This is a genomic window from Bacillus sp. GW821-FHT11D08, assembly GCF_058808515.1.
In genome coordinates this window covers 1-14,088 of sequence record NZ_JBXARS010000005.1, presented here as the reverse complement: position 1 = coordinate 14,088, position 14,088 = coordinate 1, and the positions used below count along the sequence as shown (strand labels likewise).

Here is a 14,088-nt window from a genome sequence, read left to right as displayed (position 1 = left end):
AAACGTCACGTTGTCACCTGCCAAAACGAGTCTGCAGGTGCAGTGCTTGTCTCTGCTTTTTTCTCATATTTCTTTAAAAGATCCGCAATGTCTGTTTTTTCATTACTTGTTTTTTCCGCTTCATTCTCCGTGCTGTTCCAGCCGCTCAAAAGCGGGTAGTGTTTTTTTCTGAATTCCGGCGGCTGAGGCGCCAGGTGATGTTCCCGCTGCCTTTCACCTCTGTATTCTTCAACGAGGATATGAGCATTTGTCCCGCCGTCAGGAAATGAACTCTGAGCTGCGACGCGGGGTTTCTTCTCTGAATGCCAATCAACGGGTTCACGATTAAAATGAATACGCGACGCTTCAAAGTCATAATGTTCAAATGGCTCACGCGCTGATAAGAAAGGCGGAATCCGCTTATGATAGACGCTCAGCACACATCGGATGAAGCCCGCAAGACCTGAAGACAGAAGCAAATGCCCCACATTCGGTTTCACCGATCCGATCCGGCAGGGCAGAAGCATTTTCCGGTTCAGCTGATAGACATCTGAGAGTGCCTTGATTTCCACCGAATCAACGATTGGGGAACCGCCTCCGTTCACTTCTATATATCCAATGTCTTCGGGCGACTTTTCCGCCATGTCAAGCGCAGTTTGAATGGCGTCTCTCTGCGCTCTTATATTCGGTGAACCGGGACCGAGCGTCCGGCCGTCATTGTTTACCGAGACGGCTTTTATGACGCCGTAAATACGGTCTCCGTCCCGTACCGCATCGCTCAATCGTTTGATAAAAACCGCCCCCGCTCCTTCTCCGAGCACTTCTCCCGCTGATTCACGGTCGAATATATGAAACACGCCGTTCTCATTTAAAATATGGCGCGCTCCGAATAACCGGTGCGCGGACGGAGATAAGAGCAGACTCACCGAACCGACTAAGGCCGCGTCAATCCTTCCGGCCAAAAGGGCGTCTTTTGCAAAGGACAGCCCGATCAGCCCTGAGGAACATGCTGTATCCACGACAAGGCTCGGCCCTGTGACATTCAAAAATCGTGAAATGTTGGCCGCCAAATAGTTTTGTCCCGCCCCCAAAATCGGGTTAGGCGCCTGCAGGATATGTTCCATACCGGCTGAAGGCTGCGCCCTGCCGCCGATGTACACGCCGACTTTCCGGCCCGATAAATCCTTTTGGCCGTACCCGGCATCATAAACAGAATGAACCGCTTCTTCTAATATGATCCGCGCCTGCGGGTCCATAATTGCCGCGTCTTTTTCAGAGATGCCGAAAAAGCCCGCATCAAACATGTCGATATCATCAATCCACCCCGCATAATCCTTTGCATTTGCTGTTGCATGCCAGCGCGATGCGGGGACAGGCCGAATGGCGGTGTTCCCTTTCATCAGCAGCTCCCAAAAAGCATCCGTTCCGCCCGCCCCCGGAAAACGGCAGGATATGCCGACGACGGCAATATCGTCTTCAGTATCCGCTTTCGGCTCCATGAATGTTCTCTCTTCAGCGGCGGCGGTTAAATCAGACTGGACGTCCCTGTCTTGAACGAAACCATTTTCTTTTGTCACAAAATCGGCTTCATGATGCGCTGCGAAATAGTCAACCATTTCTGTAATCGTTTGATATTGAAGCATTAAGGACGGTGTTAACTTTATGCTGATCCGTTTTTGCAATGATTGAACCAATTCCGCAAAGAGTATTGAGTCAATCCCGTATTCATCAAACGGCATATCATCTTTTATCTGCTCATCCGTCATTTTCAGTTCTTCGCTGAAAACGGTGCGCACCCATTGACGAATCATATCCTTCACCTTTTGGTCACCGGCAGTGCTTTTTTTCATGGGAGCTTCAGCTTTCTTCACCTTCAGAAGATCACCAAAATCAGCCTCACTGTCTTCGGGAACACAAGGAATTCCGCAGCTTTGTCCGTTTAAAATGATGTAATCTAAAAACTTCAGTCCGTCTTCGGCAGACAGCCTGGAAAGTCCTGATTTTTGATAAGCAGGTGTTTCCGGCAGGCCTTCAGCCATGCCGGTTTCTTTCCAGACGGGCCATTGAACGGCTTTAACAAACACGTTTCCTTTACCTGCTTGATGATTTGCAAAAGAGTCCATAAATGAATTAGCCATCGCGTAGTCACTTTGCCCCGCAGCAAGCGAAGGGATCAGGCCCGAAACGGATGAGAACAAAATAAAAAACGACAGCGGCTCATTCTGAACGGCTTCATAGAGACCGCGAAGCCCTGTTACTTTCGGTGTGCAAACGCTTTCTATTTCAGTTTCGGTTTTGTTATAAAAAGCGGGGTGTTCTCCCATTGCACCCGCGCAATGAAAAACGCCGGTAATCGGCCCCATCGTGCCGCGGATGCCGTCCGTCATGTTCCGGAGTCCCTTTTGATCCGTAAGAGAAACGCTGTAATAACGGATCTCCGCGCCCCGCTCGGCTAACTTCTGCATCCGCTCGGCTTTTTCCGGGAGAATGCCGTCCTTTTTCATGTCTGCCCACTCTGAGGAATCGGGAAGCGGCTCCCGCCCCATGATGACCAGTTTCCTGCATCCGCGTGAAACGGCATGCTCCGCCGCAATTGCGCCGATCCCGCGCGATCCGCCCGTTATTAACAGCACATCATCAGACGAATAGGAAAGCTCAGGCGCCGCCGAAACATTCATACCCTGCTTCAGAAACGGCACATAACGGCGATTCAGCCTGTAGCAGCATTCACTGACGCTTTTGGCCCGCGGCTGTAAAAATTCAATCTCAATCTGTCTGCTTAATTCTTCTGTATGCTCAATCTCACAATCGCTATCTATCGTAAAAGAATGAATGTTGGCATACTCAGCGCCCAGCATCCGGTACAGCCCCGCCGTTTTCGCCCCTTGCATCAGAGGTTTACTTTCCTTGAAAGGCTGGAGGCGGTGTGTCACTTGGCTGAACACAGCGCCGCTATGACGGAGTGATTCCAGAGCCTGCTGTAAAAAGGCAAGCTTTCCGTGTTCTATCTCTTCCTGCCGTTCATATTCCGCGTCATATGCGGTTATGTCGACGACCCCGAGTATCTGTTTGTTTTGAAGAGACTCCCGCACTCTGCCGTAAAGGTTTCGCCCCGATGCGGCGGCATAATAATCGGCGCCGTCTTTTGCCTGATGGATGAAGCAGATCGTTTCAATATGGCCGTTTCCTTTAAAAAGAGCATCGGCCAATCGGCTCGTCTTATCAGTTGCAAGTATCATTACTGTTCCTGATAATGCTTCAGATTCCGCCGGATCTTGCTGCTTCCAGTCTTTTTGAAGAATGATCTTTTGGTTTTCCGCCGGTTCGTCTGTCTGTTTCCGGATATCCGCAGGCACAGGCACCCAATACCGCTCCTTCGCGAACGGATATACAGGAAGGCTGACCCGTTTCGGCTTCTCTCCTTCGTATAACAGGCTCCAGTCAACGGCGGCTCCTTTTGCCCACTCAGTGAGCAATCTGGAATATTGCTTGTTTTTCAGCAGCTCGGCCATTCCACTTGATGAAATATCATCTTGAGCACGTCCGCGGAAACATCCTTCAATTTCTGTTTTCCGTTCAAGCACATCCTTCAGCTTCGCTTGCAGGCCGCAAACGGATGTAACGATAAATGCCAGCCGTTCAGGCATCGCTTCTCTGCCAGCTTGAAGCGTGTAGGCCAGGTCTTTAAGGTTGACTTCTTTTTCCCGTAAAAAGCGGTCATACCGTTTGACATATTCTAATAGGCGTTCTTCATTTTTTGCCGAAAGCAGAAACAGAACCGGCTCGTCTTCCCGTATATTTACCGATTTCTTTTCAGCCTGCGGCGGCAGATATTCTTCTATGACAAAATGGGCATTGCTCCCGCTGGCGCCAAAAGAACTTAAACCCGCTCTTCTCGGCTGGTCAGAATGTGACGGCCGTTGCCATTCTTCCAGCCGGTCCGCCACATAAAACGGCGTGTCCGGAAACGGAATATGGGGATTCAGCGTGTCCGCGTGCAATGACGGAAAGATTTCTCCATGCTTCAGCTGCAAAAGCACCTTTGTTAATCCGGCGATTCCGGCTGCTCCTTCTAAATGGCCGATATTTGATTTGGCAGAGCCGATGGCGCAAAACCGCTTCTTGTTTGTCCATTTGCGGAAAGCGCGGCTCAGCCCTTCAATTTCAATCGGATCACCCAGAGACGTGCCTGTTCCGTGGGCTTCAATATAGCTCAGTGTCTCCGGATCAATGCCGGCACCCCGAAAAGAATCTGTAATGACTTCCGCCTGTGATGCCGGATCAGGCACGGTCAAACCGGATGTTTTTCCGACATGGTTTAAAGCGGAGCCTTTTATGACGCCATATATCGGACAGCCCATTCTTTCCGCTTCTTGAACGGTTGTCAGTAACACCGCGCCGACGCCTTCTCCCGGCACATAACCGTCACCGCCGTCGGCGAAGCTTTTGCAGACGCCTTCTGAAGACAGAAATCCGGCATTCGCCAAAAACGCATATTTATGCGGGTGTGTGACCGCATTCACACCGCCGGCAAGGGCGAATTCGCACTCCCCCCTTTTAATGCTTTCACATGCCAAATGTATGGATGTGAGCGAAGAAGAGCACATCGTATCCACAGCCATTGACGGTCCCGTAAAGTTCAGGCAGTGAGACACGATATTCGGAACAGAGGCAGGCGTCACGCCCATAGACAGCGGTGTGCCCCGCTGTGTGATTTCAGCCCCGAACAGCTCATAATGGCTCCAAAACACACCTGCGAATACCCCGACGCGTTTTCTCTTTTGCGAAGATGGCCCGCGCGCCGTTCTGTCCTGATAAAAACCGGCATCTTCACAAGCTTCCCAAGCCGTCTCTAAAAACAGCCGCGCCTGCGGGTCCATCATTTCAGCCTGGCGAGGAGTCAGATTGAAAAACAGCGGATCAAAGCTGTCTATGCGATCTAAAAATCCTCCGTAACGGTAGAACTGATCTGCTTCATATGAGAAAGGATAACCTTTCCATCTGTCTTTCGGCATTGTTGTGATGCAGTCTTTCCCCGAGCGCAGATTTTGGTAAAATTCATCAATGCTTCCCGCCTGCGGGTATTTTCCCGCCAATCCGATTACCGCAATATCGCGCTCTTCTGTATGTCTCTCTTGTTTTCGGCTCCTTCTCTTGACAGCTGCATGGGATAATGAAGAGCGGTTCTTGTCTGCCATCGGAACCAATCGGGCCATGCTTTCAGTTACAGCGGGCTCCTTCCCGTATAAAATAACGGATTGCAGCTTGCCGAGACGCAGCATATATTCAAGTGAAGCCATCCCTTCCCCGGCCGGAAGCGGGCTGGTGCCCGTTGCATCATTCATGATCTCTTTCATCAAGCTGTCAACCTGCATGCCGCCATCTTCCCAAAGCGGCCAGTTGATCGTCATAGAAGCCCCGGTCCGTTCGCCTTTTTCCGCTTTGCAATCGCGATATTTCATATATTCATCCATAAAAGCGTTCGCTGCGGCATAATCTGTCTGGCCCGCATTTCCGGCCAACGCCGAGAATGAGGAAAATACGGCGAAAAATTCAAGCGGTTCATGCCGTGAAGCTTCGTCCGCATGAATCAGGCCGCTGATTTTAGGCAGGAACACCCCCTTCAAGTCAGAACTGTCTTTTTGGATGATAAATTGATCTTTTAAAACACCGGCGCAATGAAAAATGCCCGTCAGCCGGCCGAAGGTTTCTGTAATCTGAGCAAATGCCCGCTCTGTTTCGGCTTTATTGCCGATGTCCGCTTGAACGTAAAGAACTTCTGCGCCCAATGCTTTCAGTCTGCTGATCTTCTCAGACTGTTCCGGCGAACGGCCGATGAGTGCGAGCTTCACTTTTTCTTTTTCTGCAAGGTGACGGGCAAGCAGAAATCCAAGACCGCCGAGGCCTCCTGTAATGACATATACGCCGTTTTGTTTCCAAGGAGACTGTGTCTGCCCGTCCAGTTTCTCAATACGTTCGAACAATCTGATCTGCCGCATATTGTCTTTATACCGAATGTCTGTACATCCTGCATGAGAGCAGTCTGCTTCTGTTCTAATGATTGCGGCCGTCTCACTTGGCAATCTCTCATTCTTTTCACAGAAGGTGATGACCTGAATGCGAAGAGCTGGATTTTCCAGATGTGCCGTTTTCAGCATAGCCCCGAGAGCGGATGACAATGCCGCTCCATTCTCAACGGCGCATACAAGCTGAATCAATGTATGTTCTTTCGGATGGTCTGTCAGTTCCCGTTTGAGCATACGAAATATGCGCTCGGCATCTGCTCCAAACTGCTCATCTGCAGCCTCATGCTCCCTTTTCAGTTCTATCACTTCCGCTTCCGGGCAATATGTGCCGAGTTCACCTGTGAGACGGGGTCCTGCATCGGCAGCGATAATGAGATGACGGGTGTGTTTTTGCCCGTTCTGCACCGCCGTTTCCAGCGGATGATCTTTCCAGGCGGGTTCAAAAAACAGAACCTCATCAGCAGTGTCAGCGTCTGATGTATGCCGTTCTTTTGCCGAATCTTTCAGCACACAGCCCGCTTCATTGATAAGGTAATCCGCAAGGCGGCGGACAGATGAATATTCAAAAAGCAGTGTCGGATAAAACTGCTGCTGAAAAGTCTGCTCTAATATCTTTACAAGCTTCAGCAAATGCGCCGAGTCAAGCCCCATATCATAAAAGCCTTTCCGCACATCAATATCCTGTGCCGGACGATTGACCAGCCTGGCGATTTCCGACTTTATGTAAGTCACCATGTTTTGTTCCGGCGTTTGCTGTTCAGACACGTCTTCTGCGGCCACAGAATTTTCCGACTCACCACGGCCGCTTCTGTTCTGCTGAGGCGGCTTCTCTTTGTCTATCAGATGGGTAATCATATTCGCTTGTCTGACCCTTTTTACTGTCAGTTTCTCACATTCGGCCAATACGTTCCCTGCCCTGTCGTAAATCGTGAAGTCGGCCGAATAAACATCAGGTTCGCTATCTGATACGCCGCTTTCAGTGCGGCTGTTTTTCGCAGAATAAGTGTAAATCGTTTTCGGAAACGGCTGATACATGCAAAAACGATTGATCATAAAAGGAATATAAGGTGTGTCATTCTGCTTTTGGGCCGACAATGCAAAGGAAGAACCGGCAAGGGTGGACGCATCCAAAAAAGCCGGATGCGCCTTAAATTTCTCCCGGAATCCTTCAGCCAAATCACTCAGAGTAAGCTCCATTAATTCTTCTTTATCCTGAAGCTGATAAACGGCCCCTTCATTTTTCATAAACTCGCCATGCTCAATATGGCTTCTTCTTGCAATTCCATAAATGTCATGCATGTCCCATTTTCGGCTTGCGTTTTTCATGAACGCTTCAATATTCAGTTCTTTTGCCCGCGGCGTGTCTTCTTGCAAATAAAGCTGGCATTCCATATTCTCATCCCGGTTTCCGCCAAGCGGTGTGCCGTTTTTTGCTTTTTCGCTAGTAATCTCAACTTTCCAGCTGTCACGCGCCGGCGTAAAGGTCACATACAGGTGTTTATCAAACTCTTCAGATGTTACAACAGGCTGCTTAAAAATAATCTGTCTTAATTCTATAGGCCGTTCACCGAGATACCCGGCGGCGAGCCGATACAGCATATCTATTAAAGTCACGCCCGGGAGGACGCGGATTTGATGAACGCGATGATCCCGGACGATATAATTCGTATGGCTGATTTTCTGCAGGAACGTTTTGACTTGATCGGTGGCAACTGCCAATCTATCACACCTCGCTTATTTCAAACATTGCTTCTGTGCCCGCCTCATTTTCTTCCGCTTCGGACAACTGTGCTTTTTCAGGCCAATACCGTTGTTTTCGGTATACTGTCTGGCCGCCTTTCGGTTCCATGGCCGCTTTTCGCTCTTTCGGAATTCCTTCGTTGCTGACAATGATATGGGCGTTATTCCCGCCCAAACCGAACGCGCTGACCCCGGCCCTGAGTATCTCTTTTTTTCCGTTCCACCGCTTCAGCTCAAGCACAGGATAAAGCGGAGAATCTTTAAATTGGAAGCGGGGGTTCGGTTTATGGCAATGCAAAGTCGGCGGCAGTTCTTCATTGGCAATCGCCAGCAAAACTTTGATGATTCCCGCCGCGCCCGCCGCACTCAGCAAGTGGCCGATATTGCTTTTGACGCTTCCTACACCGCAAAATTGTTTTTCATCGGAATAAGCAGACAAGACATTGGTTAATCCCTTTAATTCAATCGGGTCGCCGATCAATGTACCGGTTCCGTGCGTCTCTACGTATGTCATGGTGTCCGGATCGATTTCCGCTGATTGAACCGCCTGCTCAATCAAGTCCTGCTGCGCCCGGGGATTCGGCGTCGTCACGCCCATTGTGCTGCCGTCATTATTTATCGCAGAGCCGTCAATAACGCCGTATATTTTATCTTCGTCTTCTATCGCTTTTTCGAGCGGCTTCAGCATCAGCACACCGCAGCCCTCTCCGATTCCTGTTCCGTCCGCATCGGCATCGAAAGATTTTGAACGGCCATTTGGCGATAAGATTCTCGCCGCGCTCATTGTGAGAAAAGGTTTTTCATCAAGCAAAATGTCAACCCCGCCCGCAAAGGCCGCTTCCGCTTCTCCATTTTGAATGGCCTGCACGGCCAAATGAATTGCCGTAAGCGAACTGGAGCAGGCCGTATCCACGACCAGGTTGGGCCCTGTAAAGTTATAAATGTGCGCCATGTGTGCGGTAATAAAATTTTGCCCCGCGCCAATAATCGCGTCTTTTTGCAAATATTGAAATTTCTGATGAAACGCACCTGCCCTTGCACCGGCAAAAACGCCGATACGGCGGCCCCAGAGATCCTCTTTTTGATAACCGGCATCGGCCAAAGCTTCCGCGCTCACTTCGAGCCACTGCCTTTGCAGCGGGTCTATCATCGGTGCCAGCGTTTCTGAAATATTGAAATACTCCGGATCAAATTGATCAATATCGTGAATAAAACCGCCCCATTTACTGATGCTTTTTCCTTCTTGATATTCACCCGGCTGATAGTGTTCCCCGGCGTTCCATCTGTCCGGCGGAACTTCAGTGACGGCATCCGTTCCGCTGCGGAGATTCTTCCAAAATTCTCTTATATCCCCCGCTTTCGGAAAATGGCAGGCCATGCCGATGATCGCAACCTTTCCCCGTTTCCCGGGGTTATCTGCCGTTTTTTTGCTCCGTTTCAGCGTCTTCTGCAAAGGGACCTTCTCCGCGGGAACTGCTGCATCTGCCGAAAAAGCTTCCGGACAATGTGCGGCTAAATAATCCGCGAGCTGTTCTATGGTAGGGTGTTCCAGAAGGACAGTCGGATCAATTGAAACGGACGGCAGTTTTTGATCGATCTTTGTCAGCACTTGCGCCAGAAAGATAGAATCCATTCCGTATTCCTGAAAAGGCACATCGATATCCATATGCGTTTCATCGATACTCAGCTCTTTTGCCAAAAGCGACCTCAGCCAAGATTGAATATCAATCCGGTTATGTTCCCGTTTTTTGGTTTCAGGGGGTTTGGAAGCTGCTTTCATTCCTTTATTGGCGGCTGGCTTGGCGTTTTCCAGCGCTTTGATGTCCCAATCATGTTTCACTTGTGCCGGCAGCACGACAGCTCCGGGTCTTTCTCTTAAAATGTAATCAAGCATCTTGAGACCTTCCGCGTCAGAGTGCCGCAGCAATCCCGTTTGCTGATACATCCCGCTTTTTGTATCCCTGCTCATGCCCGTCTCATCCCATGCCGGCCATTGTATGCTAATGATACCGCTCTCATTGTTTTCTGCAAAATAGTCCATGTAAGAATTAGCCATCGCATAATCGCTCTGACCCGTCGCAAGAATCGGGACGGCTGCCGAGACAGATGAAAACAGGACGAAAAATGCCGGCGCACCATCCTTTACACTCTCATACAGACTGTGAAGGCCGTCTGCTTTCGGGGCGAGCACCCGCGCAATACTGTCTTTGGATTTGCGGAGAAAAGCAGGGTTTTCACGGTCCGCAATTCCCGCGCAATGCAGAATGCCTCCGACAGGTCCGAGCGTTGAGGTTACCTCTTTTATAAGCCGTCCGACGGCCTGCTTATCCGTCAGATCAACTGCTGAGACGCACACTTTTACGCCTTGTGATTCCAGCTGCCGGATAAGCTGTATTTTTTCCGAAACGACAGGGTCTGTTTGCTCAAGATCCCACTCGGTTTTCGGCGGCAGCTCCTTTCTGCCTGTCAGAAGCAGTTTCTTCACACCGTATGCGGAAACGAAATGCTTGGCGCATAAAGCGCCGAGTCCGCGCGTTCCTCCGGTTATCACCAGGACGGCGTCTTTTGGAAACGCAGTCCGGTCTGTTTGCACGGCTTCTGGTTCAATCTGATCAGTCTGCCGAAGAACATAGCTGAAGCGCATGCCGTCCCTATAGCAAACAGCAGACTCCGTTAAGTCTGATTGAATTTCTTGTTTAATAAAAGCGGCTGTCTGCTCCAGCGGCCCTTCAGGATCAATATCGGCGTGACAGGTGAGAATATGGCTGTATTCATTCCGCAGCATGCGATAAAGCCCCGCTTTTTCAATACCATGCATAACGGCAGCCTTATTTTTGAAGGCTTCAAGCCCTTTTGTAAGGTAAAGCATTTTCATGTTTTCTTGTCCGCGGCCGTATTCAATCAGCTGCTGCAGCGATGCCACCCAGCTGATGTCCTGCCGCTTTTGTCGGGAGCCGCAGCCGGTGAAGTCAATAAACCCGGAATAGATGGCCGCGTTCGGACCCTGTAAGAAAGAGATGAGCTGATTTTCCTGCACAATGTCAGCATCATTCAGCTGTTTTTTCACCTCGGCGGCAAGGTCTTTTGTATCTTCAGAGACGATGAGCGCTATTTTGTTGTTGAACGGCTCGGATGAAGACACTGCCTCGCACGGTTCCCATGTTTTTTGCAATAATACTGTTTTTTGATTCGAAAGCGGCAACTGCTCCCGTTTCGGCACCCAATAGCGGTCGGCTCTGAACGGATAGGAGGGCAGGCTGATGCGGCGCGGCTTCCTGTCCGTATACAGCTGCTCCCAATCCGTGTCAAATCCGTTTGCCCAGAGCCGCAGCACTTTCCTGTATTTCTTTTTCTCAAGCCAGGCGCTGACGAGGTCAGCAGCGTCTTTATCGTCTGAGAACATGGAGATCGTGTTATTCTCGCGTTTTTTACGGCCGCTGATGATATCTTCGCTGTTTTTTCCCATCAAAAACGCGTTCAGTTTTTCAGTCAGTTCCTCTGCGGAGCCTGCAATGATTCCCAGCCTCGCTTCCATCGCATCCCGTCCGGTCTGCAGTGTGTATGCGGCATCTGCAAGATCGATATGGCGGGATGATCCGTTTTTGATAAAGTCGCGAAGGAGACGCGCTCTTTCTTTCAGCCGCTCTTCATTTTTAGCCGACAAAACAAAAAGAGATGACGCTTTCTCACGGGCTTCCTGCTGTTCCGTCTCACTTCTGCCCATGTATTCTTCAATAACGATATGCGCATTGACACCTCCGAAACCGAATGAGCTTACACCCGCCCGGCGGGGCAGGACCCGGCCGTTTTCATCACGCAGCGCTTCCCACTCCTTTGTTTCTGTCACAATGTAAAACGGGCTGTCCTTCAATTTGATATGGGGATTGATGTTCTCGCAATGCAGACTTTTGGCGAGCGTCCGATGTTTCAGCTGCATCAATACTTTGATAACGCCCGCAATACCTGCTGCGAGCTCCAAATGTCCGATATTTGTCTTCACTGAGCCTATCCCGCAATATCCGCCCGGCGCCCCGTCTGTTTGGAAAGCTTTTTTCAATGCATTGATCTCAATCGGATCTCCGAGTGCCGTTCCGGTTCCGTGCGCTTCTATATAAGTGATCGTTGACGGGTGAATACCGGCTTTTTGATAAGCGCTTTTCAGCACATCCGTCTGAGCCTGCGGATTCGGCGCGGTAAGTGACGCTGAGCGTCCGCCGTGATTTTCCGCTGTACCGCGGATGAGGCCGTAGATGTGATCCCTGTCACGCTCAGCCTCTGAAAGCTTTTTCAAGACAATCATGCCGGCACCCTCTCCTCTGACATAACCGTCAGCCTGATCGGAAAATGTTTTGCAGTGCCCGTCTTCACTGAGCATGCCTGCTTTTTGAAAACCGATATGCCCTTCAGGCGTGACGATCGTGTTGACGCCCCCTGCGACCGCCATATCACAATCTCCCGTTTCAATGGCTTTTACCGCGCGGTGAATGGCGACTAAAGAGCTTGAACAAGCGGTTTCTACCGGCTCGCTCGGCCCGTGGATATCAAGAAAATAACTCATCCGGTTCGGCCCGACGGACGGCACGATTCCGGTCATCGTATACCCCTCGACAGGAAGACCCGCCTTATTGATTAAAGTTTGATATCCGCTTCCCAGTGTACCGGTGAAAATGCCGGTTTTTGTTCCGGCAATCCGTTTTGCTGAGTACCCCGCGTCTTCAATGGCTTTCCACACATACATCATTAATAGACGCTGCTGAGGATCCATCATTTCAGCTTCTTTCGGAGATATCCCGAAAAACAGCGGGTCAAACCCGGCGATTCCATCTATGAAACCGCCCCATTTAATTGACGTTTTATTTGCATCCGCTGCCGGATCGCCGTAATATTCGCGCCAATCCCAGCGATCTCGGGGAATTTCTGTGATGCAATGCTCTCCTTTTTGTAAACGTGTCCAGAATTCATCTATGTCTTTCGCTTGCGGAAAAATACCGCTGATTCCGATAATGGCTATCGGTTCGGTTTTTTCTTCTGATTTTCCTTTTACGGATACGGGCGTTTCCCGCTTGACATGAACGGCCGCCGGAGCTTCAGCTTTTCTTATTCCGGCTTTTGGAGCGGTTTTTAAACGCTCTCTTTCTAAGCCGCTGAATGCTTCTTTCCATTCAGATATCAAATGGCCGCTCAGTTTGCGCAATGTCGGAAATTCAAAGAAGATAGTCGGGCTGAGCTCAAGCTGATAAGACCGATTTAATAGATTTGTAAATTCAGTGAAAATGATCGAATCAAATCCGTATTCCGTCAGTTCGCTGTCAGCCTCGATATCTTTCATGCTTACCTTTAAAAGATCTGATACATGCCGCTTTAGTTTCTCTTGAACCTGATCTTTCAGATCTCTTGCATCTGCCACTGCCGGAGCTTTTCCGGCGGCGCTTTGTTCTTCGCCCAGATCGAAAATATGGCTGCGAATCCGTTTTTCGTCGCCTTCTGCCACCATGACCTGGTGTTCTCCGGAGGCAAAAGCGGCGTAAAGCGCTTGGATGCCTGAGGCCGATCGCATGGCTTTCATTCCGGTCTGTTCGTACATCAGCCGTTCGGTCTCTTTGTCCACACGCATACCGCCTTCTTCCCAAAGCGGCCAGTTGACAGACAGGGTCTGCCCGCTCCGCCTGTTGTCCCGCACGAGACGGTTCCGGCGGGCTGCATAAACGTCCATAAATGCGTTGGCTGCCGCATAACCGGCCTGCCCCGGATTTCCCATACCTCCCGCCAAGGAAGAAAACAGGATGAAAAAGTCCAGCCGCACATCTTTCGCTGCTTCATCAAGATTGATAAGCCCTTTCACCTTCGGCGCCATGACGGTCTTCCGTTCGTTTTCTGTCTGGTTCAGAATGTAGTTGTCAGCGATCACGCCTGCGCCGTGAATGATACCGTCGAGTGTTCCGTGCTCCTCCTGTATGCCGCGGACGAGGGCGATGACCGCCGCCCTGTCTGTCACGTCTACCGGTTGATACAATACACGGGCACCCGACGCTTCCAAGCGCCGTAAGCGGGCGGAGCGGTCTTCATCAAGCGCTTCCGCCCTCCCCGTTAATACGAGGACGGCGTTTTTGACGCGGGAGGCTATTTCTTCAGCGAAAATCAGTCCGATGCCGCCCGCTCCCCCAGTGAGGAGGTAGACCCCTTCGTCTTTCCACGGAATGGCGCCGCTTTGAGGCGCCGGCAGATGACGCCAGTTTCTGACGAGACGTTTGCCGGCTTCATAACGGATTTCCGCTTGTTCAGGATGCGCCCGGTTTTCTTTCAGCTTGGCAAGAAGCGCCGAGGCTGACTCGTCCGGATCGGC

General features: G+C 50.6%; 2 protein-coding genes. Both read right to left on the bottom strand.

Annotation, left to right across the window (positions count from 1 at the left end):
* Positions 1 to 5: 5 nt before the first annotated feature.
* Complete coding sequence (locus AC1RRX_RS11175; RefSeq protein WP_144464516.1) at positions 6 to 7,724, bottom strand: SDR family NAD(P)-dependent oxidoreductase; 7,719 nt, start codon at positions 7,722 to 7,724, stop codon at positions 6 to 8.
* A gap of 4 nt (positions 7,725 to 7,728) precedes the next feature.
* Positions 7,729 to 14,088: SDR family NAD(P)-dependent oxidoreductase (locus AC1RRX_RS11170; RefSeq protein WP_144491216.1), on the bottom strand; the 6,360-nt coding region annotated here is incomplete at its 5' end.